This window comes from Fulvitalea axinellae, assembly GCF_036492835.1.
In the GTDB taxonomy this organism is placed as follows: domain Bacteria; phylum Bacteroidota; class Bacteroidia; order Cytophagales; family Cyclobacteriaceae; genus Fulvitalea; species Fulvitalea axinellae.
The window spans coordinates 826667-851464 of record NZ_AP025314.1; the positions used below are offsets into that span (position 1 = coordinate 826667).

Here is a 24798-nt window from a genome sequence, read left to right on the forward strand (position 1 = left end):
AGCATTACGGTTATGGAAGAAAAATAAAGGCCTGAAATTAGTTTTTTGGAACGTATTGAAGTCTTAATGAATCGAATCCGTAAACGGTTAACTATACAGCGAGAGTGATTTCAAGCAGGTACATAATGTCGTCTTGAAAGTATAGGCTTTTTAGGAATTTCCGTTACCTGCAAACTCTTCCAGATAGGAATCGAAAGTCCTGTTGTGGAGGAACATATCCTGTTGATACGGGATGTCCAATTTTTCCAATATGCGGGTAAGGTTAAACCCTACGGAATAAAAATATGTGCTTTGGACTCCATACATCCAGCTGTCTTGCCTAAGGGAATAATTCTTAAATCGGTTGGCCTTATACTTGCCGTCCAGCTTTGATAGGACCGGATGCTCGGGCTTGTTCTTTAAGGTCAGTTTGGTGCAGTATTCTATATAGCGCGCTGTACCTTCGGATCTGGAAAGGTTATCCTCCAGCTCGGCAATATCGATCCCGAACCGCGCTTTTATTTTCTCGATGCGGGCTTTTTTCAACTTCAGATATTCGGAAATCCGCGTTTTGGCCTCGGCCTTTTGTTTATCGTTAAGGATGTCCAGCAGTAGGGCGTTTTCCTTTTTGAGGCTTTCTTTGAACCAAGCTTCGCGTTTGTAAAAATGCATCAGCGTATCGCGGTTGAAATGCTGTTTGCAGGCTACCTGCCTTTTTCGGAAGGCTTCGAAGTTGCGCTGGTATTGGTGAAACATCTCGTGCACCACCATGGACGTCCATTCGTCCGTGTCTTTGACATCGGGAATAAACTTTTCGGTTAGCGTCACGTCGCTGAACATGGCCAAATGGTTTCTGTATTCCAAAGCGGAAGTGTCGCTGTCGTCGTAGGATACGTGCATATAGAAATCCGCCGTATCCAGTACGGAGGTGCTGGCTATCCGTAGTTCCGGGGTTTGTTTGCCGTGGGGTTTTAGCGCGATACGCTTTTTCAGCCTGTCATTGGCGTTAACCACGAAAAGCCCCTGCTTGGTATAATAGAGCATCGGGCCGAACAGGGGCTTCTGGCTAAAGCCCGCCCAATATTCCGAAGCGACCTCTTTTTTTATATCGATCAGGTAATGGATGCGGGCACTGGTCAAGTCCGTTTTCGGGCTGGCGAAAGCGCATAATAAAAGTAGAAGCGAGGCTATTGGCACAAGGGCGTTTCGTTTCATATTGAGAGTTGGTTTCGGATTATTTGACGCTAAAACCACAGCGAGTAGAAGTCCGCTATTTAGTTTTTTTGCGAATCAAATATATAAATATGAATACAAAACGACGTATGGGTCGTGTGTTTTAATCTTTTTTTAACCTTTATGGTGTTTTTATTGAAAAATAAAGCTTCGATTGTGCGGGAGGTGTGAAACGGAAGTCAATCCAATATGCCTTCTTTATAAGCCGCTCCCAAAGGCACGGTCCGTTTGCCCACCCGTACTTGGTTGCCTTCGATATACTCGATTTTTTCCAGAGGGATTACATACGATTTGTGCGCTCTGGCGAAACGTTCGGCGGGGAGTTTCGCTAACAGTGTTTTCAGGCGTTCGAACACTATTATGGTCCGTTCTTCCGTATGCACTTTCACGTAATCGCCGTAAGCTTCCAGCAGGTCGATGTCGGAGAAGTTGACTTTGTATAGCTTCTTGTCGGCTTTCAGGAAGATGTGTTCCAGCCCGTTTCGGGTTTCGCGTTCGCGGAACTCTTTCCATTCTCGGGCTTTGTTCACAGCCCTGACGAAGCGCTCGAAGGATACGGGCTTCGTGAGAAAATCCACGGCGTCGAGGTCGAAACCGTCCACGGCGAATTCGGGATAGGCCGTGATAAAGATCACCATGGGCGCCGTGCCCGAAAAACTGCGCACGAGGCTCAGCCCCGACATTTTCGGCATATTGATGTCGAGAAAAAGCAGGTCGACTTGTTCGTTTGACAGAAAGTCCTGCGCTTCGAAGGCGTCGGCGCGGGAGCCGGCGTATTCCAGCCAAGGCACGTCGGTTACGAATTTTTCCAGTACGTTCCGCGAGAGCGGTTCGTCGTCAACGATCAGGCATCGTAAGCTCATATTCCGTCAGGTTAGGCAGGCGGAGCCGTACGGTAAAAGTATCGGCGTCGGAAATTTCCATCGCGTAGGCGTCGCCGTAAAGCATATCCAGCCTTTTGCGGAGGTTTTCCAAGCCGATGCCGCCGTATTGTCGGTTTACGGCGCCGTCGGTTTTGCCTTTGTTGTTTTCTATCGAAAAATACAGTGTTTCGTCTTGCCGTTCCAAGCGTATCCGCAGAAAAGCGTCCGAAACGTCGCCTTTGATTCCGTGTTTGAAGGCGTTTTCCAGCAAGGGCAGAAATATCAGCGGCGCCACGTCGAAGCCTTTCGGATCTCCGTGTTTTTCGAAGCTTATTTCCGCCCGCCGGCAGTCGGCCCGCATGCTCTGCAGGTCCAGGTAGTTTTCCGATTGCCGTAGCTCGTCGGCCAGGCTTACCTTCTCGCAGTCGGAATCGTAGAGCACGTAACGCAGCACGTCGGAGAGCTTGACGATTACGTCCGGCGCCTTTTCCGGATCGGTGATTACCAAGGAGTAGATTCCGTTCAGCGAGTTGAACAGAAAGTGTGGGTTCAGCTGAGACTTGAGCGCGTTCAGCAGGTTTTCGGTATGGCGCTGTTCGCGTTCGGCCACTTCCTTTTCCAGCTTCCCGAGCCGGAACTGCGCTTTGGAAAACTTCAGCAAAGTGCCCAAACCAAGATACAGCACAAAGAAGCCGGCGATCTCCGTCCACTCGAAATAGGAGATAAAGTAAAAGCCCAGAAGGTCGGTGACGAATTCGAAAAAAGCCCAGTTCAGTCCCGTGCCGGCTAATGTAAGCACGATAATGCCTAGCGCATACGGGATATAGCGCTTCTTGTCGAACAGGTAGGGCAACAGCAGACCGAAGTTGGCGTACACCGCCACGGCCAAGGTGGCGTGGAAGAGCGCAGCGTAGATATAGTCCACGGTATTCACGTAGGCCGAAGTCCTGAACAGTTGGCTGAACAGGACTATGGCGATACCCCAGAATAGCGTGTGTTGCAGTATTCTGGGGATGATTTTTTGGTTCTTTCCTCTGGTTTTCATCGTTTTCTGGGGACCATCTCTAACGACTCTGGAACCCCGTCAAAAGCTTTGGGATCTTCACCGTATTTTCGGATAAATTTCTGTAGTTCTTCCGGTTTGGCCGTTAGCATAACGAGACTGTCTTGGCTACGAACCTCATGCCTTATCCGGATTTTGTTTTGCTGAATCAGTCTTAGTAGCCATTTTTGGGAGAACCACTCCAAAAACAAAGTATCGGAATTGAAATACATCTTTGAGAAGGCATGTGATTTCATTTCCGCATTATCTACTAAATTGTAACCTTGTTCACCTGCTTTTTCCAAGGGGTAAAAATCAGCGTAATGCATTCCGTTTATCTTTACAAAACCGACTTTATATTTTTCCATATAGCAGGTGTTGGTTATCGTATCACACTTCAAGGATTCAATTTCACAAGGTGTCATTTGATGAGGATCGGGCACTACGTTTAGCGTAAAAGTGTACAGGTTTTTTTTATCTGTATTTTTATTGATACTAACATAAATATAAGGCTCTTCCCCATGATCATCGGGATTGTAAGTGTCTCCATCTCCATCAGTAATATCCCATTCGCCAATTATCTCGTCAAATTCCACAAGCGTATCCTTTGTGTAAAGCGGATAAAACGAAACCACCGAAGCCGAACATGCCGAAACGAATAAGGCCAACGTCCAAAGGGCTACTCTCTTTTTGCTGATCGTTTTCATGATTTTCCTGTTTGGTACGGTGGCAAATAAGCGAGAGCTTTTCGTTTGGGCAAAAAACTTCGGTGAACGTGGCGGTATTCTCGGTGAATGGGGATTACGCGAAGTTCTCGGAGGTTTTTCGGGTTGCTTCCATCAGTTTTTGTTCCATAGACATAATCTTCCTGAGCATTACAACGGTGGCGAATATGGCTAATAAGATCATAAATTTTGAGACCATATCAGTATACTGCAAAGGCAAGGAAAAGATCGAAAGCAAGGGCAGGAGCAGGGATCCTAAAAAAGTGAACCACCATAATCTAAGCGTATTTTTAGGCTGTTGAGTTATGTGATTACTGTCTAGGTCTTGTATCCCAAGTTGTATTTTGTTCTAGATCTCTTTCATAATCTGGTAAGGATAGAAAAGATTTACAATCGGAATAAAGTAACTCCATACTGACATCGCTACAGAGCTTTCAGTCTCCTGCCCGGTTCGTTTCAGATTTGCGTAGGCCCTTGCCATCCACATTAAAAAGCAAATGCAGTTAACAATAACCAGAGTATAGTTGAGTATTACGTTGAAGAATGTCCACGCCCATACTTTCCATAGTTCTGGCTGTTGCATCTCCACAATCTCCCCGTTTAGCAAAGCGGTATGGTCTGAAAATCTTCCAAGTATAAAATGGATGGCAGTGTAAACTGCCAGAATGTAAAATACGATTAGGTTGATTTTTCCTCGATTTGAATTGTCCCGTAATGGGATTTTCACGCTATCTAAAATATCCATCAGACTTAAAAATTGGGTCCCCGCACTTCAATTAAAAGGTTGTGGCGCAAGTGGTAACGGCTGTAAACTTGCGCCAGCAGACTGCCGGAAACAATGCGTTAAGCGAAGTCGTCCGAAGCTTTTTTACTTTCCTCAAATAGTTTCGATTCCATGTTCGAAATCTTCCGAACCATCAGGACTACCAATAGGGCATCGATCGCTGTCATGGTATGGATAAAAAGATCGGCTTGGGCTATAGTGGTCAACTCTTGTAAAGTAACACCTTCTGGAGACAGTCGAACAATGGCCGTTGACACGATATTACTGAATATATGGAATCCCCACCACCAGCCGACTAAGCTAGTTGAGATGTTCGGCGAGTAATCAGAGTCCAATTTCTGAATTGCTGATTGCGTGTCATTCCATATTTCTTTCATAATGGAATAGGGGCGGACCAGATTCACGAACGGAATGAAAAAAGCCCAGATGGCCATGGTTTCCGAATATTCGAGATGTTTTACTCCCGCTCGGTGCAGGTTTCCGTAAGCGCGCCTAAACCAGTTTAGAAACACAACGATAGAGACAATCATTAGCCCAAAGACAGCCAAGGCGATAATACTTTCTAGTACTTGAAAGGTTGCGGTCAGCTCATAATCTCCCGATTCAAAAACACCGATTAAAACAATAGAAAAAAAGAACTGGAATATGCTTACGGCTACAAAAATCATAAAAACGATGTTTACCGTTCTAGCCCTATTTGCGTTATCCTTGAGATTTGTTTTGATAAGGTCAAGTGTACTCATATTTTGGGATTAGTATGTTTGATAAAAACTGAATTAAACATAGGAGGATTAAAAAGCATGAAGCTGAAAATAGTTAATCTGGTTGGAATAACCCGGAGTCTTGGGGGTGAAAAACGGAAACAAGCTTTTTTCGATTATATGACAATGTTGTGTTTAATGTAAAGCCTTTTACTTTTGATTTTTTTTAGCCTTGGTATAATTCGTATTTGTACCCACAACCTGCTGAGGCGAATGGGGTTACTCCTTTTATAATAATCTATAAGAAGTTTGTTCCGACATTCGCCACCGAGAAAGAAAAAAGAAGCCCAGAAAAGGGAAGGCGCCGCCAAAATGCCTCCGCAGGCTATGCGGGAAGAGGAAGGCCTGAAGCCCGATCTGCGAATCATTTCCGATATAAAATTTCCCATGCAGGGAATGCAGGGGACGGTATTCTTTTTCCGTGACGGTGCGGGCCGGGAGATGGTGGCCAAGCTTTGCGAACAGGAGGGCGCTTTGCAACGGGAGCATTTCGGCGCCACATTTATCCGTAACATGCACAGCGAGCGGGTGGGCGCGCCGGAATCCGAACTCCACAGAACCGGAGACGAGACTTTCACGGCGCTGAAGGCCGCGTTGGCCGAGTGGACGGAAGAAGAAAATGCGGCCATGGCTTTTGGGGCTATGGCGGAGTATAAGGGTTCGCATCTGCTGTTGATGGAGAAAATGGCGGGAGTGCCGTATTATCCTATCCCGGAGGAATTTGGCGGAAACCGTACGGTACTGGATAGCCTTGCCGACGAAAATACGGGACTGGCTCTTGGCGAAGTGGCTTTCTACGATCTTCTTTTAGGCAATATCGACCGGATTATCGCCTCGCTCAACCCTTATAATATGCTTTATCAGGCGCCGGAGGCCGGCAAGGCCATGAGGATCAACGCTATCGATTCGGCTTTTTCGGTATTTGGCCAGAAGTTCGGGATAGATCGTTTCGCTCCAGAGCTGGTGGGCGAGAGGGCTAGGCGGATTCAGGATTTTTCCCGGTCGTTTAGCGTGCGTAGTGGGGATGTGGACGATCAGGACTGGGAAATGGTGGAGTACGGCGCCCCCCATTCCGACAGGCAGTTTGACGCCAAAAAGGATAAGGACCGGCTTGAAGAGCTATTGCAAGCCTCTACTACCGACAGGGATAAGCACCGGGAGTTGAGCCGTTACGCCGAAAATATTTTGGAAAAGATGTTGGAGCCGGCGGTGCAGGAGATCCTGACCATTACGCTGGTGGGGGATCCTGGTAATTCAAGGTTAGCGCGTTCGGTGGCTACGCAATTCGAGAAGGTTTGCCAGGCAAACGTGCCCCGCCATTTGTTGGATTTGGGAGCCGTAAAGGGGTATATGACTTTGGTAAAGCGACTGAAAGATCCCGAGTTTACGGACAAATTAGTGACTATGACATCCGGTGGTATGGGACGCGAGGCTTCGGGGCTTTTGAGGAACCTTTATCAAGTGAGTTCTCCGTACTTGGAGTCCGCCTCGTACAGTGTGTTGGAAAAGAAAGTGGAGCAAGTACAGAAGAAATTTCTGAAGCGAAAGAAGTGAAAAGGCTCCCGCCACAGCGATGACGGGAGCGCAATTGTACCTTCTCGTTTTACAGAGGTTGTACTGGAATACATATATCCACTACGAATTGGCCGTTTTTGCCTTCTTCGGGATAAATTTCCATGGAGGAGCGGTTGTCCGGCTGGTATCCGCTCTTGGGCAACCATTGCCCATACATCCACTGCCAAGCTTGTTGGAATTCCTCTGGAGCGCCGAGTTCGAAGTGTCCCACGGCGTACTCTCCGCCCGGCACAGTCATTTTTCCGATTTCTCCGCCTACGGCTGTGTCTTGTGGCACCGTTACGCATACGCTGGTGCGCAGGTGGTCTTCTTCCGTCACATTAGGGTCGTCGTGGTATACGAAAAGTACCTTGAAGCCCGGGTTCTCCATCACCTTGCGGGGAATAGCCCAAGCCATCAGTTTGTCCATGAGCCTTTTGAAAAGTTGGTGATCGCCTTTGTAAGGCCCGATGTGGCGCACGTAGGCCACGGTCATTTCCGGAAGTGTTTTCACTTCCACTCCTTTGTTTTGTTCCATATCAGATTTCCATTTCATGGTCATTGAACTGGTACAAAAGTAGGCCTTGGCCTTGAAGACGGCTTGTTGCTTCTTGCCATCCGTTTGACTAATCTTGCTATTCGCCGGCCAGTCTTGTCGGTAGGCCGTAGGCGGTTGTCCGAAAAACTTGCCGAAGTTACGGGAGAAGACCGAAAGGTCGGAAAAACCGCAACGTTCAGCTATTTCGGTCACGGGCATTTCCGGACGGTTGGTTAGATAAAAAGCGGCTTTCTGTAACCGGACCCGTGACAGGAACTGGAAAGGCGTTTCGCCCAGCATGCCCTGGAATATGCGGTGAAAGTGAAATTTGGAGAAATTGGCAACCTCTGCCAAGCTTTCTATATCCAGTGGGCGTTCCAAATTCTCTTCGATAAAATCAATGGCCTTGTTTATCCGGAAACGGTACTCTTCCTCTACGCCGGGTTTTCTCATGTCAGTAGTTTTAAAAAAGTGGGAATCCTATCTGTCCTCATAAAATTAGTGACACTTACCGAATAGACAACCCTGTAGGCGCACTGACTCCAAAATCGATATAGAATATTGTTCCTCAAATAAAATAGCGGAGAACCGGCTAAACAACAGGATTATGATAATTGGAAGGAGTGGGGTGGGAATGAAAGGGGGATCTATTTCAGCACAAGTTTCTTCGGCGCTTTTCGCTTTCGTCTGACTGGTTTTTTCGTTTTCCGCTTAGAGGCCTCCTGGGTTGGCAGAAGGCTTTTTTTACGATAATAGACCAACTCAAACTGTTTGTCGGCCCACTGACGCAGGCGCAGGATAGCCTGTTCGGCGGAGAAATTGCCCAACGGGCCAATGGCCAGTTTCAAAACAGCGCGCGTACACTCCACTTCCGTGAGCAGTTCCTCGGTCCAATTCAGGAACACCTCTTCCCAAACGCAAGCGTAGTTTTCGGTCTGCGATTTCCCGTCGAAGAGCAGGGGCAGTTGGCCGTCATCGTGCTTGTAACGGTATATGGCCGACAGCTGGACATAGAGATCATGGAAAGGTTCCAGAAAAAAATCCTCGCGTTCCATTAGCGTCTGAATTCCGGGATCGGCCAGGCCGAGGGGGTTTTCGCGTTGCTCGTACAGTTCCCTGGCTCTGCAGACCATGGAGTACAGCAAATCGTCCCGGTTTTCGTCCTGGGCCTGCCGGAGCAGCGTGTTTTTGTCTAATGGGAAAAGTTTTCGCATTCTTAGTGTTCAGCCTTCCCCGTATTGCACCAGGGATTGTCACAAATATAACAATCCTCGACACGCAATCCACAGTTTCCGGGGATTAGGCTGGCACACGGGGGCTAACTCGTCTAAATACCTTCCTGAAGACGCTCAAGTTCGTGGAGGCGCTCCATTTCCAGACGCATTCCCTTCGTTATATTTATAAAGAGCACAACGGCCATTATTACGTAGGAAAGGTCCATGGCTACCATTTGCCAGAGGGTGAAATATTTTGAGAATTCGGGATTCAGGGCAAAGAATCCGACGGTGTAAGCGATTACGATTCCGCTGGCGACGGGGCCGTGTACGGTTTTGCGGAAGCGACAGAAATCCGTAGCGGCTTTAGTGGAATCGGTCGCCTGGTCCGTAAGGCGTATCTTGCCGAGTTTCGTTAGGCTCCAGATTTCAAACACTATCCGCAATGCCAATCCGGCCATCATTATTAGCGCTCCGGCCCGGCTAAGGAGCTCCTGTACCGGCGCCACGTAGCGAAAAAACAGGATCAGGGCTACCAGCGTAGTGCTCAGGATGATAATCGTACTGTAGTGAAATGCCCGGCTCTTTTTGCGTAGCTCTTTCGCTTGTTGGATGACGCTTTCTGCGTCGGATAACTTTTTCGGCGTTTTGCCTTCGTCCCATATATTTTTAAGGTCGTCCAGACCGTCCAGTTCGTCACTCATGGCTTACTAGTTTGTTCATGTGTTTCTTCAGGTTGTTCTTGATGCGGTGTATGCGCACGCGCAGATTGCCTTCGTTAGTGCCCAGAACGTTGGCGATGGTGGCGTATTCCTCGCCGTCCAACACCATCATAATAATCAGCCTTTCCACCTCTTTAAGCTGGCCGATAGCCTTGTAGAGCCGGGTTTTGCGTTCTTCGCCTTCGTCGGGCGTTGCTTCCGCTATGGGGCCTTCTTCGGGTAGCGCCGAAGACGGCTTGTTGTCACGCTTTCGGATATGCTGAAGACAAGTATTGACTGTAATGCGGTATAGCCAGGTTTTGAAAGAAGCCTCGTTACGGAAACGGTCCAGCGCGTTCCAAACGTTTATGAATACGTCCTGCTCCAGGTCTTCGGCTAAGGCGAGATCGCCTTTCATATAGCCCAGGCACATCTTGGCTACCATGTCGCGGTGTTGGGCGTATATCCGCTCGAAGGTCCGTTTGCGATCATTGTCCATGGCCCAAAAATTCATTGATCTTTTCGACTAACCAATCCTCTTGGTCAAACATAATGAAGTGTAGGCTTCCGGAGGCTATAAAGACTTGTTTTCTTGACAGTTTGGCGTATTGTTTAGCAATGGTTTCCTTCACCCGTGCAACGTCTGGCACTGGGGCGAAGAGCAACAGGCTTTTCGCTTTTACGTCAGCTAATTGTTCCTTTTGGTCCAGTTTCAGTAAGTCCGTATAACCGTAAACGAAAGTCTTGCGGTCGACCTGTTGCATCCAAGTGGCGATGAGTTTTTTCTTTTCTGGAGACATTGTCATTTGTTGGGCCATCATGCGGGCATTATTGGCGAAGGCCACGGAATCCATCGCCATTAGGCGGTCGTTATACGGGTTTTTGTAGGAAATGGATTCGGCCGGCATATTCGGCATCATCACCTCCCTCAAACAAGGTAGCGCATCGGCCAATACCATTTTGTTTATTCTGTCAGGTAATTCCCGTGCGATATCGATAGCCAAATTACCTCCCATACTGTGGGCGATTAGGATGGTGTTTTTCAGATTGTTCTCTTTAATATATGCGACGATACCCACCTTTATCGTTTCGTACCATGGACCCTTCGCCGGAGTGGTCCCGACAAAGCCGGCGTAAGTGAGGAAGTGTTTTTCGTATCCGTCACCGATTCTTCCGGCCGTGGACTTCCAAACGTCTCCGGGGCAGGCGAAGCCCGGCAAAAACAGGATGGGAGTCCCGTCTCCGGTAACCTCCGTATGAATGGCTTTGGATTGGGCGAAAGTTTCGGTGCCGAGCAAAAGCAGAAACAGAAAGAGCAAAGTGTTTTTCATCGTTGTTGTCGTTATGTTTTTGCCCTTTGATGCGGAGGGGGAAGAAATGTTACAGGTTTATGAAAAAGATATTTTTCGTTCCACGAAAGATGAAAATAGTATTTTTCATTAATTTGAATTTTGCTCAAACGAGCCAGGTTATTTTCGTTTGAGCATGGCTTTTTATTTTTCTATTTAACCTGAAATTATGAATACTGCAAACAACTTGATCCTCGACGATTTGACCCAAAAAATCGAATATGAGGAAGCTGGCAAAGGTCGTCGGTTCGCTAATTCCCTAATAGACATTTTCTGTATGTATATCTTCACTTTTCTGATTGGGATGGTGATAGGTTTAGTTTTGTTTATAACATCCAGCAAGTCGCAGGGCGATGTCCTTATTGGTGAGGGGACAGATTTGTTAATAGGTCTTTTATCAGCGTTTTCATATTTTTTTCTATTTGAAGGTTTAACCAAAGGCCGCACCATGGGCAAATTAATTACAGGTACCAAGGCGGTGGGTGAAGAGGGGGAGCCTCTGACTTGGAAAATGGCCTTTATTCGTTCCTTGGTAAGGTTTGTCCCTTTTGAAGCTTTCAGTTTTCTGGGAGAGCAGGGCTTCCATGACAAATGGTCGAAAACCGAAGTGGTTCGTACCAAGAGAAAAGCTTGATCTGATATAATCTAAATAGTGGAATCCAGCCCTGAAAGGAAACTTTTAGGGCGGGGTTTTCCCGAAAGTTATTATGAAACACTTTTTATTGCTTATCATTTTTTGTTGTCTTTTTTCTTGTCAACGCAACGCTTTTATCGGGAAATGGCATGCGCCAAACCATGTCGTTACTTTGGATTTCCAAAAAGGCGCTACTATAGTGTTGCGTTGTATTGGGTGTTCTGGGGTTGATACTTTGGGTTGGCGAAAGATAGGCCGTAATTTTGCGGTGGTGGAAGGTGATACTTTTAGGATAAAAGACGATCGCATACCGTTCCTGAATACTTTTTTAAGCAAAGGGGAAGTAAAGGCGGATTTCAAGATCGATAAAAGTTATTTTTTAAATCAGCGTTTTGTACACGGTAATGGTGAGTTTTCTACATCAGTACACTTTCCTACAGAAGAAGAATATACCGAGACTTTTAACAAAGTCACTGATACTAAACAATGGGATCTTATTGAGTTTGAAGGAAATCATTTTTTGGGCCTCACTGTGTTCCGAGGAGGACGAATGAGGTATTGCCGCATTGTTGAGAAAAAGGAAGACAGACTTAAATTACTGTATTTTGATAATCATGAACAGAAGTTTGTGGAAAGCGAAATGAGGAAAGTTAGCCAATAATAGAACTCCACTTTCCAGCTTTTTTACCTACTAAATTCTCCCCGTTTTCCGATTTTGACATTAGTCAAAAGATATCCCCTGCTATCCCGGTAAGTTTGCTTTCGAAACGGAGAGACAAAAACTGATCGGACATTTCCTCTCGCTTCTTTAATATTCCAAGTTTAACGTTATGAAGAAATTATTTTTCCTCTCGCTTTTGATGCTTACTGTGTTTTCCGCTCAGGCCCAAGACTATTACGGTTTCGGGGTAAAGGGTGGGCTGAACCTCTCGAACCTACGCGGAGCCGACGGAAAGATGCTTCCGGGCTTTGTGGGCGGTATATACTTCGAATATCCGCTGGCCGAGGGTTTCTCGGTACTATCTGAGACTGTGTATTCGGCGCAGGGAGCCAAAGCTGATAAAGAAAACCTTCCTGATCTGAAGCTAAACTATATCAATTGGCCTATTCTGGCGAAGGTAGCACTTACCGAAGGACTGCACCTGGAAGCTGGCCCGCAGATGGGTTTTTTGGTGGGCGGAAGTGGCGGAAGATTTAAGCGTTCCGACTACAAGACTTTCGATTTGGCCGGTTCCGTGGGGCTGAGTCTGGATATTTCCCACAATGTGAATATCGGCGCACGCTATAATCACGGTTTCCTGAAAGTAAACAAAGTGGGTGACGAGCTGAAGAATAAAAACTTTCAGATCGCCCTGTCTATCAGCTTCTGGTAAAAGGCGGTAAACCACTGCGCGGTACTTAACATACTTTAAACGACATACCAAATTCAATCTAAATAATTCATTCTGCTTCGGGTTTTTCCCGGGCGTAAAAGATTCACGATCAATTTAATACTGTTATGAAAATTGTAAAAACCCTTTTATTCGCATTAGTGGCGACGTCGCTGTTCAGTTGCAAAGACGACGATGACAACGACATCAAGCCCGTAGTAAAAAACAAAACCTTCGAATACACCTTTGCCAAAGGCGACGACGGCTGGGTAGGGGATTACGCCGATTACGAAGCGGCGAAAGAGAAATCCTACACTTTGTCCACCAAGCATATGCCTCTTCCGGCGCCGTTGAAGCAAACGGATAAGGGGTTGCGTCAAGTCGGCAAAAACCTGAACAAAGACCTGTTTATGTTCGTGAAGAAAAAAGTGACCGGACTGTTGCCGAAACAGGAGTATAAAGTGATGTTCGATATCCAGATTGCTTCAAACGCTCCCGTAAATGCGGAATCGAAAATGGGACGCCCTGCTGAGCATGTATACATAAAGGCTGGCGCCAGTACCACGGAACCGAAAAAGGCAGAGGACAATAAGAAAATTTTCCGCCTGAATTTGGACAAAGGAAACCACCACAAACCCGGGAAGATGATCTTGATGGGCAACTTCGCCAACGGTACGAAACTGTCGAAGTATGCGCTTAGACAGCTAAAAACCTATCGTTTTGTGACTGTCAAGGCCAATGACAAAGGAGAAGCCTGGCTAATTGTAGGTACGGATTCGAAATACGGAGGCACCACATCTATCTATTACAATAAGATTAAGGCAACCTTTAAGAAATAATAACCGTTTTTCATCATCACCCAAAAATTATAAGGCCTTCCTGTCCGGGAAGGCCTTTGTTTTTATTGTCGAAGATGTGTATGCGTAAACAAAAATCTCGAATTCAAAGCCACTTCAAGTTCCTTGGCTTCGGAGGGATCGATACAAGCCTTAAAAATAGATTTGCGCTGAAAAGCGTGTTTTTGGCATCGAAAATCCCAAAGACTATTTTTCGTTAAAGGCCAAAACGGCCAATGCTTTTTCGATGTCTTCAGCCAGTACATTCAGCCGGATTCCGCCTACAGCTATGCTGTACGGATCCAGCGATCCCATATTCTCATCAAACAACACGCACTGTATTCCTGCGTTTTCCAGCTTGGTTTTCGCCAAATTAGCTTCTATCGAGCTGTCAAAGGTTTTAATGGTAGTTAGGCCCATAGCTCTTTGTCTTTACTTTTTTTGAAATATTATAAATATTGGGCATCAGGATAAGGCTAAAAGCGTGCCCGTTAAGCCCCTTTACGCCCCCGTCCCAAAACCTGATATTGTATCCGTACACAAGCCGGAACTGTCCGTTCCACCCTAGTCCGAACTCCGGGCGAAAAGCCATCGCGCTTTTGTCGAAGTCGGTATAGTGGATCAAGTTTATTCCCATTGCCACTGCTCCGTCAACCCAAGCGCCGGCTTTGAGTCCCCAAATAGTGTTGTTATCGCGTTCGCCCCATTTTTTTGTGCTGAATTCGTTTGAAACGGCAAGTTGAACCGCGGAATAATGATGCCTCAAGCCTGAGATATAAGCTTTCCAGGCAAGTCCTACCTCACCGAAACCATAGTGATGTTGTTGGTACCCGACCACCATAGCTATATCTTCCTGAATATTGACGAGCTTTTTTCTGTTTGCTTCAGGGTAATCCTGTGACTGCCCGAAGGTACCCGCCGACAGGAAAAAGATAAGCGGAATAAGAAGAGCCAGCGTTTTGTTAAAAAATCCAGTCATATGCGTGTCTATCATAAAGAACCTCCGCGCTTAAGGCTCCAACCTTGTTTTAAACTTCTGCACTAACCATTTCGAATACCTTTTGTCCGAATCAATCTCCGGCCGGGCGTCGGCCTGTTCCAACATTATCACATACAGTTCGCCGGGAGCGGTGCTAATCACATAGCTCTTTTTCGACTCCACGGGCTTGGGCGATATATAAGGTTCGGCCGTTTCGTCTTTGGGTGTTACGCTAAACCTCGAAGAGGGAAACACCTTGATCTCGAAAGGCAATTCCACGCCCGCTATTTTGGCCGAGGAGTTCAGGCTGTCCACTTCGGGCTTGAGGCTGAATACCTGAATCAGGCTTTCGTGCCGGTCCGGTTCCAGGCTGTTAAACAGGCTCGCTGTTTTGATATCCCGAACCTCAACTTTCCCTACGGTATCGGCGGGGATATTGGTGGAGAGCAAATGAAGTTCGCCCGAAGCGGATTCCGATATCCGGTACCCGAGTCTTTTTCTGGCCGATTTGAATTCCGCCTTTTCTTTCTCGCCGGGATAGCTTAGGGTATCGTCACCGCCAAAGATCCGCAATCCGCTCATCATACTGCCCGTCTTGATCTCTACCGGCACCCAATCGCCCTGATGGCTTAGCCTGAGGTTAGCCTTTTCCACGGATTTTTCGAAAATCACCGTTTTGAAAAAGAACATAAACCCGAACAATACCGCCACCGTACCGCCCATCTTCATAGCCCCCAGCTTGAATTCGTTTTCCTGCGCTATACCGCCCATAAACTTGTAAAGGATGCAGGACAGGGCAATGGAGAACATTACCGAACTAAGTTCGGGATTTTTGTTTTCGCCCAGATAAAAGAAAGTCCCCAAGGAAATGCCCGCCACTATCAGGATAATATTGACGACGGTTTCCAGCTTGTTCTTGGTTTCCTGCTTGCTCATGACTTTGGCGGTCTGATATTAGAAAAAGGGGAAAGGGCAGTGCGATTAATCCGCTTATTGAAATTTACCAAAAAATGACTGTATAATTAAATTAACGAGCGTTTTTAAGAGTGGGTTGGGTAAATCTATGTTGTGGTTGGGGTGTCGTTGTTCTAATTAAGTGCAAGTGGTGGTGTCGCTTAGCACTGGAGTCAATTGAGAATCATATTCGCTATTTACTTCCTAGCTTATTTTCAATAATTCTTCTTCGGTTTATACTGTCAAGAGTGAAGATTTTGCTCGGTAAATTGAACCGTCCGTAAACTATAGATTTGAGTTTTCGTTCTTTATTAAATTCAAATTGTCCAATTAAATTGTTCTTACCCAAAAAAACAAGCGAAGAATCAGTTTGATATATGGGTTCCCCTAATTCAACTTTTAAGTCTTTTATGCCGACTCCCACCTTTATTCCCTTTCCGATCTTTATAGAGGTGCCATATAATTGTAGGAGAATGAATGTTTGGTCTTTATCCATCGCAGACCAACCGTAACCAGTTTTCCAATACGTATGAGTAGTTAGCATGCCTTGATATTCCTCATTTATAGCATACTCTCTTCCTCTTACTGTCTGTTTGTTGAAGAGTGTGTAGAATACAAATATCCCTGAATCACTTGGATTATAGAACCTTTTAGAAGGTACGTATCCTGTTGCACCCGATGTTTCATAGTATTGGAGAACAGAATCAAGTTTTGGGATGGGAAAATCAAAGAACCTGTTTTTGCTGACAGTATCTACAGCTTTAGTTTTCACTTTATTCAGTTCTAAAGTGATCTCTCGTCTTTGATTCGGTTTCGTTTTTAATTGGCAACCAGTATAAGTGGTTAAGACAAAGAATGTTAGTGCAATGGTTTTTCTTCCTAAGAACATGGCTTTGGCTTTACGGATAAAACAACCTGCCATTCCACCGATATTCAGATCCCCTCAATAGTGTAGCGTTTAAAATAAAGATTACAGCTATCATAAAGAACATCGAAGCCAAGGCCCAAAACCACAAATTCCCTTTCCTTTTTTCGACACCGTATAAAGTCGAAAGGGTGTGTGTTAAAATCACAATATACATAAAAGCGTAGCCCAATAGGTCCCCTAATCCCATCCCGAAGGATATGTGTTTGTAAAAGGTGCCTAAACTACCAATGACTATCCAAAAAATAAGGACAATTCCGTTTAACAACTTGCCTGTGCTCATAATTACGCGATTGAAGAAACACTATACATGCGCCTGCCTTCGAGTGGGTGTTTTTACCACTCTCCACGCGCAGGCACTTTAATTTTGTTTAAACATTATTTGGGCAAAATTCCAGAACGCTTCCAACCGAATTGTTCCCATTTTGGGCTGAAGGCTAGTCAATTCGGTTCGCCCGTTGACCTTAGCTAATCTGTATTGAATCACCTCGGGGCTATCGGCTCCCTTTTCGTGAATGCTAATTTTATCTTTTCCGATTCTTTCCCATTCAAACTCCCCAGTGAAGTCATAATGCTCACATCCCTCATCGCCTATCCCCCAACTTCTATAATTCCCCGTTCCGTCTGGGTTAATCCGCATCCAGGAGCCCATAATCATCATAAAGCCGGACCAGTCATCTGAACTCCATTCGCCGCATAGTTCATCCCTGCTTAGCAACAGTTTTATATTTTCGATTAGTTTTAAAGGCATGTTTATTAGCTGTTCGATAGTTCATTAACCCTAGAGTGACGCGAAAGCGTCTTCGGTGCCTTAGCACTGATATTTATGGTCGGATTTTTCACGGAAACAAAGACGCCTGTCCCTTTTTATTAATGGATAGGCACAGGCCCTTTGCAAACTAGCATTCCAAAAATCTATATCGAAAAAACTCAGCTATCAACCTTGCCGAAATTAACAAATTTGTCTGAAGCGATAGGCATATACAATGTCTGGATACAAGACACTATTCCGATAAGAATCCCGACGGCCAATACAAAAATTCTCCAGATGCCTATTGGTCCGTTAATCGATAAGTGCAAAACCAATAGCAGAATTGTTACAGCAGTTAAAGCGCTTCTGGTGAGTATTGCTTTTTTCTGCTTCTTTTTCTGTGCTGTTTGGATAGTAGTGGCATAAAAACGAATCCATCCCTTAATTTTCTCTGGGCTTACGTAGTCATCGGCATATTTTTCCACTAAAGCTGGAAGTTCGTCTAATTCCCCAATCTCTTTTACTAGCTTAGCTCTTACCCTTTCAGAGTATTGGTTGATAGAATACTTTACACAAAGAGGGATGATGTCACCTTTTAGTTTTTCGCCCAAAAATTTCCTGATTTCATCCCGAGTAACCCCTTGCTCGATCTTTTCCACAATAGCTGGGCTATATTGGCTTATAATCTTATTCTCGGCAGATGATATCGCCCTTTTCAGGAAAGGTCTCCCTATTTTTTCTTCGTGTTCGGTGTAAATGTCATCTGTGGAGATGCCTGAGATTAACAACTTCTCGATATCGTCTACTAAAGAGTTGAACTTTTGCTTATTCATGTCTAATATGTTAATGTTTAAATAAACATATTAATACATTACTATTGATGCAAAAGAATAATGCTTTAATCTCTTTTCCGATCTTTATATTATAACATAAGATCTTGTTTTGCTTGTACAGGTAGGGTACAGTTCTGTTACAGGTGCCTTAACTATTAAAGACTGTCATTTATATTTAAAAAAACATAGTACCCCTGTTTGGATAGCGAAGGTATTGGGTTCAGGGTTGAATGATGTTATGACTTGCAGGGCGACCATTAGTTGTTCCCCAAAGGTTTAATTATTTACTTTTTCGTTGCGAGACGCCTTTGACTATTCTCCACACCCCTACAAAGAACAAAATTAATGAGCTGTATGGTAATTTACCCTTTGAACTAAGACTAATCGCTACAGCTACTCCCCCTACTATCGCTAAGAGAGCCCCGATTAAAATATTTTGTTTTCCGCGCTCTTTTAGCTGAGCTTTCATGTTTTCGCTATCTTCTTCATTTAGAGATAGTTCTTCTTCTAGTTTTTTGTTAATTACATCTTCCTTTAGCCCTTGCTGTCTCAAGTCTGTGATATAGCTAAAAGCTTTATCTTTTATTTTCTTTTCATCCTCGTCTACGGTTTCGTAGATATTAATTCCCGAATCTTTTAAGTCTATCTTAATACTTTCAATCGATTCGCCAGACTGTAACCTTTCGCTAATCATTAGTTGCAGCTCTTTTTTTGACAAATCGCTAATCCCTGTATTTTCGTTTCTTTTAGCTAAAAAATTTGAAAGGCGGTCTACCTCTGCTAATTGCCCTCTTCTATTTAATTCTTCTTGTAGAAGAGGTATGACTTCTACTTTTAAACCTTCCGGCTTGGTTGACATATCTACCAAATCCTCAAGCGACATTCTTTGATAGCGATCTCTAACTCCTTTTAAATCTTTCATTCCTTAAAAATAAAATTCACTCATATAAATTATAATTTATTAATATAGGGTTTACTGAAAAAGCCCAGAGGGCTACCCAGCTAGGATATTTTGCCAGACAGTCTTTTCCTGTTTCTTTTCGCCGTCTTGAAGCCATATCCCGTATTTCCAGCTCAAGAAAACAAGGTCAAAAAAGATTTCGCTCTGAAATCTTTTCAAGTTGGCCACGAAGAAAATGCAGGCGATCCATGAAAGCGAAGTGTCCGCTCTCCTTGCCTGTATTTTGTCCAATCCGAGTCCCCGTTTCACTTCCCCGAATTTTCCTTCCGCCCTGCTTCGGTGCCGTTGGTGAAGCGCCCGGTTTTCCTTGCGTTCCCTGATTTTTTCGGGACTTGAGGGAGGCCTTCCCAACGGGGAGCCCACGAATTCCACACCCGCGCCGGACATGGTCTGCCGGGCGTTCCTGTTTCCGTAAATCTTGTCCCCGACGAATTTGCCGAGCTTCATTTCCGGGTTTCTCTCCCCGAAACTGTCGATGTGCCCGCGGATCACTTCCGCGTCACCCTCGTAGTAAGCGTCCCATTGCGCCTTGTCCAGATAGGAATAGCCTTCGTGAAGGCTTACGGACAATTTGGCGCCGAACTCGGTGTCGCTTCCGTTTTTGCCCCGGACTATCGGCCGGACATGGGGCTGGAAGACGTTCACGATGCGGCCGTCCACCCTGTTGGCACCGGTCTCCAGCATGAGCGACTGTTGCCTGGCGATTTCGTGAAGCACCATCAGAATCTTCAAAAACCTGCTTTTTAGGCGTATAACGCCCTTGTTGGCCTCTATGAGGCTGTCGATATGCCGTAGGTTCCGTTCCAGATAATTCAGCTGTCGGCGTGCGCACACGCGCCAGAATTCGGCTCCTTTCCTCTTTTTTCTCGTCGCCCCGACATATTCCCTATGGGCTTTATCCCGGTAAGTCCGGGGCTTTTTGGATAAACCGGAATCCCTGGCGACGGGCCAAAGGAGGTCGATGATTTTCTCCGACTGCACCCTCGCCGTAGCCAACAGCCCAAGGTCCGTGGGGTATGGAATCTCTTGCGGCGCCACCGTCGCGTCGCAGGAGACAACCCGCTTGTCATCTTCGGCGTCCCCGGAATGCCCGTCTTTGGACCCTTCATCCCGATCGCCCTCCGCAATACGGATCCCCTCGTGTTGCAAAAGCGAACTCATCCTGTTAAAATCCCCGTACCCGAGCCGCTTGCGGACCGTCGTGAACAGCGAAGGGTCAAAGGCCTTTTCCGTGGTGAACGAGCCGAGTCCCACGAAATACTGGAGATACGGATTTTCTTTGATTTGTTCTATCGCCTCGGCGTCCGAAACGTTCAGCTTATGCTTCACGATCAGCGCGCCGATGACCAGCCGGGCCGGTTTGCACGGACTGCCCTTGCCCGTCGACATTTTCGATTCGTAGACCAAACCCAATTCCGCCCAGGGGATGGAGTTGGCCAACTTCACCCATCTGTTTTCCGGGTTAAGGCGCCCTATTTCCGGGTCCAAAAAACCTTCTATACTCAATTGCGAGGAACTTGTCTTGATCATAGGTGCAAGGGAAAAAATGCTCTCAGTCCTTTCTAAGGCCAATTTACGAATATTCCCTGTGCTTTGGAAAGGGAAACAAGCTACCTAATCCACTGATAATCTTGTGGTTTTTACTTTTTCAGTAAACCCTAATATAAATAAAATAATTAATGATTTATTTACTGTTATCCTTTAGTGTGAGTTTTATGGACTAAATATGTGCTTGCTTTGTGAGCAAAGAATATTAAAAAATCTCTTTGCGTGCGCAGGACTTAATCGGCGGTGTTTCTGGTGCCTTAATGCCTATCTAAATGATTTAGGTTTCATCTGCCTCCCCGCATTTTCAGCGATTTCAATTATTCTTTTTCGTCTGGTTTCTTCCCTTTTTGCGGAAATCACCCAATACAGTAAATGCTTCTTTTCGGATTTACTCAAGGAATCAAAGTAATCTTTCGCACCGTCAAATTTCATTAATTCCTCGATTAAATCGTCAGGCATTTTAAGCTCTTCTACTTCGTCAAGAAAGGTCCAAGAACCATTTTCCTTTGCGATTTTAATGCTCTTAAAACCCTCTTCCGTCATCAGCCCTTGCTGGATCAGGTTTTCGACTTTTTGCTTATTGATCTTTGACCAATTGCTTTTTGCCTTCCGCTTGCGGAAGTATTGTTTATACCTTTCGCTGTCAATTGTTTTTTTTGTGGAATCAATCCAACCAAAGCATAAAGCCTCGTCAACCGAATCGCTCCAACTGAGGTTATAATTAGGAGTCCCTTTCCTGTGGAAAATCAACCAAATAGTATCCTTTTTAATATGATTCAGCTCTAGCCATCTTCTCCATTCTTCCTTGTTGCTTGGGCAATATTCTTCGGTGTTTCTCATTGAGTTTCTTTGATCGCTTAAGGCGAGGTGAAAAAGTAAATTCTCATTATTCCTTATATCTAAGTGGCCTTTCTTGTCTTCTAAAGATGTGGTTAATTGTGATATTGCAATTAGGGGGTTTGTGTGAAATGTTTGGATTTTATTTTAGTATATGGAAAATAATAAATTGTATAATCTATTAAAAGATCTTCTGGGTAATGAATTTCAAGACGTAGTTCTCGTACCCGATGCTAATTCACGAGAAGAAACATGTTTTGTTAAGAAAGGCGTGATAAGTTGTGAATTAGTTCGAGCGTTGGATGATGAAGACATTTGGATTAATATATGTTATAAGGGAGGGAGTTTAGGTAGTTTTGAAACGCCTAATCATGAGAAGATTTATGAGATTATCAGAATGTTGCTGATTGGTGATTTGAAATTTGTATATGATAAATATCCTGAAGTATTTTCAATGGATCTCTCTTTTTGAGGTATATGATTTTTTTATATGAAATAATGTGGGAGGCTATTGTATCTTCTTCTTCTTTAAGAGGGTTCTATCTTATGTAAGGAGTATTTTCAAGTTTTCTCCTTTATTAGATACCCCACGTTTTTAAAGCTAATTCAGCAATTCCCTGTCATAGCTGGTGATGTAGAGCGCAAGATCTTTGCGCTTTGTGTATTGATGGGCTACAGCCAGCTGACATATCGCGAAAGGGAATTCCTGATGACTCTCCGGCAACACGGGCACTCGGTGCGCAAAATTGCGGAGGCTTTACGCCGGTCGCCTTCCACCGTAAGCCGGGAGTTGGAACGCAATAGTCTGCGTGGCGAGTACAACGCCGCTACGGCCGACCGCCTAAGCCAAGCCCGGAAGAGGTGGGGAGGGCACTGCCGTAACGGAAATTACCGCCCACAGTACTATTGGCAGATAAATAGGCTGTTTCAGTACAGGAAGTTGCCCCGTACGCATATCGCTTGGCGTTCCGATTTGAACGAGTATTACCGCCACCGTGGCGAGCCCGACCATTTTTTTATGAACGTACTTTATCCGCGTAGCAGGTCGCTGTTTAGGCGCAAGGACAAACCTTGGCATTTTACCCAGATGAACGAACTGGCCGAACTGCTGATGGAGCGCTTGGCCGAAGAGAAAACGGCTATTTTGGCCAGGCGGACAAAGGTGATAAGCATTACCAAATACCCGCAACGGCAAGAGATTCCGTTTCGGCCGAGACAAAAAAGGGCCGGTTTTCGGCAAACAAGACAAAAAAGCTGCGCTTACGGTTTGGCTAATACGGGATAACTATGCCTCCCCGACACATAAGGCGTTGGCTTGGGCCCCGTTTTATAGTAAGAATATCCAGTATCCCCTTTCGAGGGGATTTTTTTGTGCCCAACTTTAGTCTGGTCCCGATATTTCTCGTTTTGTCTCCATCCGGTTTTGTTGAATGGTATCCCGAAAAGTTAATGGCGAAAGTGTTGCGATTGCTCACGTGTTTTCGGGATTTTTTTCGGCGAATTATAATCAAGATCCTTTGTATAGGATGGATTCTGGTTCGGCAAATTTGGTCAGTCATTTACGCCTACGAATAATGCGTTTTGCGTCCTAATTTTAATACAGAGGCAAAACGCATTATGGATAAACAGAAGGGTACGGAGTTATTTTAAAATTATATGATACCCTTTTTGATTTGCTCCAGAACCCAAGCTTTAATTTTTTTAGTCTTTCCTTGGTACACTCCGTATTTTGTACCATTTGAAATTATCATATAATCGCTTTGCCCCTTAAAGAAAATGTTTAGAGCTGATAAGCCCATCCAGTGCTCACGCTCTCGTATTATACCCAGTTTCTTCTTAAAATGTATTTTGTAAATAATTTCGTCTTCGCTTTTGGGGAAATATTTTAATTCATGCCATTGTATGTCCACTAATGGTTCTATTGAGCTGAAAGCGCTAATCGTGTCTTCGGAATCGTACACGATTTCTCTTTCTGGCTTAATAATCTCCAATCTGCATGTAAGCTTTGTAGTATCGTCAAAATAATTATTAATATAATCTTTACAATTAAAGCTCTTTTCGAAATAATTATTCTTTATATCAAGATTGCAGATAAGCCATTTTTTCGATCCGTAATATCCTATTACGTCAAGTTCTATTTCGTACCCTATCTCTTCATTCAAATGTGTTGTTTCCCCACCCAATAGTTTAGGATTTGCAAAATATCGATATGTCCTGATGTGTGTGAGTCTCCCATTGGGCCAACCACTTAGGTCCGACTGATACGAACTGGAAGTGGCTATGGGACCAGTTTTTTGGGGAGGACTTAGTTCATTCTTCTTCATAAAAGCATTAAGACCCTTTATTTGAGCATTAAAAGTATCCCTGTCATGATCCTTTTTAAAGCTACAATTAGTCAAGGCCCATATGCTGTCAGTATTGTTTTCTTCAATGGATTTAAAGACGGATGTAATGATTCCACTGTTATAATGGTAGTCCTCTTCGTTATCCCTAATTTTGTATAATAGGGGTACCCAAGACGGGGAATTGCGTAAACTCCTTAAATCACAGTCTGATTGTATGCGACCAAGTTTTTTGAACCCATTGTCAGCGGCCAGGTTTAAAAAATGAAAGGCTTTGGTACTATCGTTGGATAGGGCGGCCGAACACCCTCCGTTATATAAGTCGGCAGAGCTTTCTTTGCTGATTGAAAATGCGTTTTCATACAACTCAACCGATGTTTTATAGTCACCTTCTCTATATGTTTTCTCGGCTATTTTTATCAGCTCGTTATATTCAGGAGAGTTTTCATATACAAGTGTTTTACGGCCTTCTTCGCAGTCTAATTCCTTGGAGAAGTCATCCAAAAAAGCGGAAGATTGAGCTGACAAGGTAAAGTTCACTAATAAGAATGATAAAAAAAGTATTAGTCTTCTCATGTTTTATGTGTTTGCAAACCTGTTTTATCAAAACAGGAGTAGTCTGTATTGGTAGTGTAAGGATTGATGATTTTTTTCGATTATCAACAATATAAATTTGTTTGATAATATTATCAAGTTTGATTTTTTATAAGATTCCAGATTTAGTTATAAGTTCCCCCTCTCTTTTTTAAGGTGTAGAATGTTGGAATAAGTATATAAATACGAGCAAAACGAGTTGTACTTTTTAGTTTTCTAGAAATAGAGACATCCGGCTCTAAGCACTTCCACTATATGATTTGCTAATGTTCAGGCTGTAGCTAGACGTTAACGGATGTATGGTTTTTAGAATGATTGCTTATGTGGAGAAAATGTCCGGCATTAACCTTGCTCTAAACAGTTTGTGCGTATGAGTTATGGTTCGAAAGGAACCGTCAAAACCGGCTGTTTTCAAAAAATTAAAAGGGAGCGGTCTGTACGGCACTGACATTGCTTAAAAAATCAGTATGGCACAAACTAAAAAATCAAAC

General features: G+C 44.7%; 29 protein-coding genes. 8 read left to right on the forward strand and 21 right to left on the reverse strand.

Translation table 11 applies throughout. The features are described 5' to 3' along the window. Positions 1-150: 150 nt before the first annotated feature. The 4 genes from AABK39_RS03395 to AABK39_RS03410 form a co-directional block, all read right to left on the reverse strand. On the reverse strand, positions 151-1194 hold the full coding sequence (locus tag AABK39_RS03395; RefSeq protein ID WP_338393512.1) for a hypothetical protein: 1044 nt from the start codon (positions 1192-1194) through the stop codon (positions 151-153). A 197-nt stretch (positions 1195-1391) separates the two neighbouring features. Continuing rightward, a complete protein-coding gene (locus AABK39_RS03400; RefSeq protein ID WP_338393513.1) occupies positions 1392-2075 on the reverse strand; it encodes a LytR/AlgR family response regulator transcription factor in 684 nt (227 codons plus the stop codon). Continuing rightward, complete coding sequence (locus AABK39_RS03405; RefSeq protein WP_338393514.1) at positions 2050-3120, reverse strand: sensor histidine kinase; 1071 nt, start codon at positions 3118-3120, stop codon at positions 2050-2052. Before AABK39_RS03405 ends, AABK39_RS03400 begins: the two co-directional genes overlap by 26 nt. Beyond that, the gene (locus tag AABK39_RS03410; protein WP_338393515.1) at positions 3117-3824 is read right to left on the reverse strand and encodes a hypothetical protein; all 708 of its coding nucleotides are present in this window, start codon (positions 3822-3824) and stop codon (positions 3117-3119) included. Before AABK39_RS03410 ends, AABK39_RS03405 begins: the two co-directional genes overlap by 4 nt. On the opposite strand from AABK39_RS03410, the gene AABK39_RS03415 reads away from it, so the two are divergent. Beyond that, positions 3823-4017 carry a hypothetical protein gene (locus AABK39_RS03415; protein WP_338393516.1) on the forward strand — a complete coding sequence of 65 codons (195 nt, stop codon included), beginning with the start codon at positions 3823-3825 and terminating at the stop codon, positions 4015-4017. The genes AABK39_RS03410 and AABK39_RS03415 overlap by 2 nt on opposite strands. Positions 4018-4191: 174 nt before the next feature. Here the strand turns inward: AABK39_RS03415 and AABK39_RS03420 are convergent, their stop codons facing one another. Both AABK39_RS03420 and AABK39_RS03425 read right to left on the reverse strand, forming a co-directional pair. Next, complete coding sequence (locus AABK39_RS03420; RefSeq protein WP_338393517.1) at positions 4192-4587, reverse strand: DUF4328 domain-containing protein; 396 nt, start codon at positions 4585-4587, stop codon at positions 4192-4194. Positions 4588-4685: 98 nt separating this feature from the next. Further along, complete coding sequence (locus AABK39_RS03425) at positions 4686-5369, reverse strand: DUF4328 domain-containing protein (protein ID WP_338393518.1); 684 nt, start codon at positions 5367-5369, stop codon at positions 4686-4688. Between the two features lie 267 nt (positions 5370-5636). Here AABK39_RS03425 and AABK39_RS03430 point away from each other — a divergent pair, with 267 nt between their 5' ends. Next, entirely contained in the window at positions 5637-6941 is a 1305-nt protein-coding gene (locus tag AABK39_RS03430) for a hypothetical protein (protein ID WP_338393519.1), read from the forward strand. 49 nt (positions 6942-6990) lie between these two features. On the opposite strand, the gene AABK39_RS03435 is transcribed toward AABK39_RS03430, so the two are convergent. The 5 genes from AABK39_RS03435 to AABK39_RS03455 form a co-directional block, all read right to left on the reverse strand. Next, a complete protein-coding gene (locus tag AABK39_RS03435; RefSeq protein WP_338393520.1) occupies positions 6991-7932 on the reverse strand; it encodes an AraC family transcriptional regulator in 942 nt (313 codons plus the stop codon). A 194-nt stretch (positions 7933-8126) separates the two neighbouring features. Then, complete coding sequence (locus AABK39_RS03440) at positions 8127-8693, reverse strand: hypothetical protein (RefSeq protein ID WP_338393521.1); 567 nt, start codon at positions 8691-8693, stop codon at positions 8127-8129. A 113-nt stretch (positions 8694-8806) separates the two neighbouring features. Further along, positions 8807-9397, reverse strand: a complete 591-nt coding sequence (locus AABK39_RS03445) for a hypothetical protein (RefSeq protein WP_338393522.1) — start codon at positions 9395-9397, stop codon at positions 8807-8809. Then, a complete protein-coding gene (locus AABK39_RS03450; protein ID WP_338393523.1) occupies positions 9390-9893 on the reverse strand; it encodes an RNA polymerase sigma factor in 504 nt (167 codons plus the stop codon). The genes AABK39_RS03445 and AABK39_RS03450 overlap by 8 nt, the downstream gene beginning before the upstream one ends. Continuing rightward, complete coding sequence (locus tag AABK39_RS03455; RefSeq protein ID WP_338393524.1) at positions 9883-10725, reverse strand: alpha/beta fold hydrolase; 843 nt, start codon at positions 10723-10725, stop codon at positions 9883-9885. The genes AABK39_RS03450 and AABK39_RS03455 overlap by 11 nt, the downstream gene beginning before the upstream one ends. A gap of 187 nt (positions 10726-10912) precedes the next feature. Here AABK39_RS03455 and AABK39_RS03460 point away from each other — a divergent pair, with 187 nt between their 5' ends. The 4 genes from AABK39_RS03460 (at position 10913) to AABK39_RS03475 (ending at position 13586) form a co-directional block, all read left to right on the forward strand. Beyond that, on the forward strand, positions 10913-11377 hold the full coding sequence (locus AABK39_RS03460; RefSeq protein ID WP_338393525.1) for an RDD family protein: 465 nt from the start codon (positions 10913-10915) through the stop codon (positions 11375-11377). A 73-nt stretch (positions 11378-11450) separates the two neighbouring features. Then, positions 11451-12038, forward strand: coding sequence for a hypothetical protein (locus tag AABK39_RS03465; RefSeq protein ID WP_338393526.1), 588 nt, complete (start codon positions 11451-11453; stop codon positions 12036-12038). Positions 12039-12207: 169 nt separating this feature from the next. Next, complete coding sequence (locus AABK39_RS03470) at positions 12208-12750, forward strand: porin family protein (RefSeq protein ID WP_338393527.1); 543 nt, start codon at positions 12208-12210, stop codon at positions 12748-12750. Between the two features lie 125 nt (positions 12751-12875). Continuing rightward, the gene (locus AABK39_RS03475) at positions 12876-13586 is read left to right on the forward strand and encodes a hypothetical protein (protein ID WP_338393528.1); all 711 of its coding nucleotides are present in this window, start codon (positions 12876-12878) and stop codon (positions 13584-13586) included. A 204-nt stretch (positions 13587-13790) separates the two neighbouring features. On the opposite strand, the gene AABK39_RS03480 is transcribed toward AABK39_RS03475, so the two are convergent. From AABK39_RS03480 to AABK39_RS03520, 9 genes are all read right to left on the reverse strand, one after another. After that, positions 13791-14003, reverse strand: a complete 213-nt coding sequence (locus AABK39_RS03480; protein ID WP_338393529.1) for a putative signal transducing protein — start codon at positions 14001-14003, stop codon at positions 13791-13793. After that, positions 13984-14577, reverse strand: a complete 594-nt coding sequence (locus AABK39_RS03485; RefSeq protein WP_338393530.1) for a hypothetical protein — start codon at positions 14575-14577, stop codon at positions 13984-13986. The genes AABK39_RS03480 and AABK39_RS03485 overlap by 20 nt, the downstream gene beginning before the upstream one ends. 15 nt (positions 14578-14592) lie before the next feature. Beyond that, positions 14593-15498, reverse strand: a complete 906-nt coding sequence (locus AABK39_RS03490) for a hypothetical protein (protein ID WP_338393531.1) — start codon at positions 15496-15498, stop codon at positions 14593-14595. A gap of 211 nt (positions 15499-15709) precedes the next feature. Next, on the reverse strand, positions 15710-16438 hold the full coding sequence (locus tag AABK39_RS03495) for a hypothetical protein (RefSeq protein WP_338393532.1): 729 nt from the start codon (positions 16436-16438) through the stop codon (positions 15710-15712). A 364-nt stretch (positions 16439-16802) separates the two neighbouring features. Continuing rightward, complete coding sequence (locus AABK39_RS03500; RefSeq protein WP_338393533.1) at positions 16803-17192, reverse strand: hypothetical protein; 390 nt, start codon at positions 17190-17192, stop codon at positions 16803-16805. Between the two features lie 179 nt (positions 17193-17371). Beyond that, a complete protein-coding gene (locus AABK39_RS03505; protein ID WP_338393534.1) occupies positions 17372-18025 on the reverse strand; it encodes a hypothetical protein in 654 nt (217 codons plus the stop codon). A gap of 280 nt (positions 18026-18305) precedes the next feature. Further along, positions 18306-18947, reverse strand: coding sequence for a hypothetical protein (locus tag AABK39_RS03510; protein WP_338393535.1), 642 nt, complete (start codon positions 18945-18947; stop codon positions 18306-18308). A gap of 72 nt (positions 18948-19019) precedes the next feature. Beyond that, complete coding sequence (locus AABK39_RS03515; RefSeq protein WP_338393039.1) at positions 19020-20516, reverse strand: IS5 family transposase; 1497 nt, start codon at positions 20514-20516, stop codon at positions 19020-19022. 282 nt (positions 20517-20798) lie between these two features. Then, positions 20799-21374, reverse strand: a complete 576-nt coding sequence (locus tag AABK39_RS03520; protein WP_338393536.1) for a YdeI/OmpD-associated family protein — start codon at positions 21372-21374, stop codon at positions 20799-20801. 151 nt (positions 21375-21525) lie between these two features. On the opposite strand from AABK39_RS03520, the gene AABK39_RS03525 reads away from it, so the two are divergent. Beyond that, complete coding sequence (locus AABK39_RS03525) at positions 21526-21843, forward strand: hypothetical protein (protein WP_338393537.1); 318 nt, start codon at positions 21526-21528, stop codon at positions 21841-21843. Between the two features lie 195 nt (positions 21844-22038). Continuing rightward, complete coding sequence (locus AABK39_RS03530; protein WP_338393538.1) at positions 22039-22656, forward strand: helix-turn-helix domain-containing protein; 618 nt, start codon at positions 22039-22041, stop codon at positions 22654-22656. Positions 22657-23023: 367 nt separating this feature from the next. On the opposite strand, the gene AABK39_RS03535 is transcribed toward AABK39_RS03530, so the two are convergent. Continuing rightward, positions 23024-24289, reverse strand: coding sequence for a hypothetical protein (locus tag AABK39_RS03535; RefSeq protein ID WP_338393539.1), 1266 nt, complete (start codon positions 24287-24289; stop codon positions 23024-23026). Positions 24290-24798 lie beyond the last annotated feature (509 nt).

Coding starts and splice junctions, on each gene's coding strand:
- AABK39_RS03510 (WP_338393535.1), bottom strand. CDS start 18,947: ATGAAAGATTTAAAAGGAGTTAGAGATCGCTATCAAAGAATGTCGCTT.
- AABK39_RS03400 (WP_338393513.1), bottom strand. CDS start 2,075: ATGAGCTTACGATGCCTGATCGTTGACGACGAACCGCTCTCGCGGAAC.
- AABK39_RS03395 (WP_338393512.1), bottom strand. CDS start 1,194: ATGAAACGAAACGCCCTTGTGCCAATAGCCTCGCTTCTACTTTTATTA.
- AABK39_RS03520 (WP_338393536.1), bottom strand. CDS start 21,374: ATGAGAAACACCGAAGAATATTGCCCAAGCAACAAGGAAGAATGGAGA.
- AABK39_RS03475 (WP_338393528.1), top strand. CDS start 12,876: ATGAAAATTGTAAAAACCCTTTTATTCGCATTAGTGGCGACGTCGCTG.
- AABK39_RS03495 (WP_338393532.1), bottom strand. CDS start 16,438: ATGGCAGGTTGTTTTATCCGTAAAGCCAAAGCCATGTTCTTAGGAAGA.
- AABK39_RS03465 (WP_338393526.1), top strand. CDS start 11,451: ATGAAACACTTTTTATTGCTTATCATTTTTTGTTGTCTTTTTTCTTGT.
- AABK39_RS03535 (WP_338393539.1), bottom strand. CDS start 24,289: ATGAGAAGACTAATACTTTTTTTATCATTCTTATTAGTGAACTTTACC.
- AABK39_RS03440 (WP_338393521.1), bottom strand. CDS start 8,693: ATGCGAAAACTTTTCCCATTAGACAAAAACACGCTGCTCCGGCAGGCC.
- AABK39_RS03500 (WP_338393533.1), bottom strand. CDS start 17,192: ATGCCTTTAAAACTAATCGAAAATATAAAACTGTTGCTAAGCAGGGAT.
- AABK39_RS03410 (WP_338393515.1), bottom strand. CDS start 3,824: ATGAAAACGATCAGCAAAAAGAGAGTAGCCCTTTGGACGTTGGCCTTA.
- AABK39_RS03480 (WP_338393529.1), bottom strand. CDS start 14,003: ATGGGCCTAACTACCATTAAAACCTTTGACAGCTCGATAGAAGCTAAT.
- AABK39_RS03485 (WP_338393530.1), bottom strand. CDS start 14,577: ATGATAGACACGCATATGACTGGATTTTTTAACAAAACGCTGGCTCTT.
- AABK39_RS03425 (WP_338393518.1), bottom strand. CDS start 5,369: ATGAGTACACTTGACCTTATCAAAACAAATCTCAAGGATAACGCAAAT.
- AABK39_RS03530 (WP_338393538.1), top strand. CDS start 22,039: ATGGGCTACAGCCAGCTGACATATCGCGAAAGGGAATTCCTGATGACT.
- AABK39_RS03515 (WP_338393039.1), bottom strand. CDS start 20,516: ATGATCAAGACAAGTTCCTCGCAATTGAGTATAGAAGGTTTTTTGGAC.
- AABK39_RS03470 (WP_338393527.1), top strand. CDS start 12,208: ATGAAGAAATTATTTTTCCTCTCGCTTTTGATGCTTACTGTGTTTTCC.
- AABK39_RS03460 (WP_338393525.1), top strand. CDS start 10,913: ATGAATACTGCAAACAACTTGATCCTCGACGATTTGACCCAAAAAATC.
- AABK39_RS03435 (WP_338393520.1), bottom strand. CDS start 7,932: ATGAGAAAACCCGGCGTAGAGGAAGAGTACCGTTTCCGGATAAACAAG.
- AABK39_RS03525 (WP_338393537.1), top strand. CDS start 21,526: ATGGAAAATAATAAATTGTATAATCTATTAAAAGATCTTCTGGGTAAT.
- AABK39_RS03505 (WP_338393534.1), bottom strand. CDS start 18,025: ATGAATAAGCAAAAGTTCAACTCTTTAGTAGACGATATCGAGAAGTTG.
- AABK39_RS03405 (WP_338393514.1), bottom strand. CDS start 3,120: ATGAAAACCAGAGGAAAGAACCAAAAAATCATCCCCAGAATACTGCAA.
- AABK39_RS03490 (WP_338393531.1), bottom strand. CDS start 15,498: ATGAGCAAGCAGGAAACCAAGAACAAGCTGGAAACCGTCGTCAATATT.
- AABK39_RS03445 (WP_338393522.1), bottom strand. CDS start 9,397: ATGAGTGACGAACTGGACGGTCTGGACGACCTTAAAAATATATGGGAC.
- AABK39_RS03450 (WP_338393523.1), bottom strand. CDS start 9,893: ATGGACAATGATCGCAAACGGACCTTCGAGCGGATATACGCCCAACAC.
- AABK39_RS03455 (WP_338393524.1), bottom strand. CDS start 10,725: ATGAAAAACACTTTGCTCTTTCTGTTTCTGCTTTTGCTCGGCACCGAA.
- AABK39_RS03415 (WP_338393516.1), top strand. CDS start 3,823: ATGATTTTCCTGTTTGGTACGGTGGCAAATAAGCGAGAGCTTTTCGTT.
- AABK39_RS03420 (WP_338393517.1), bottom strand. CDS start 4,587: ATGGATATTTTAGATAGCGTGAAAATCCCATTACGGGACAATTCAAAT.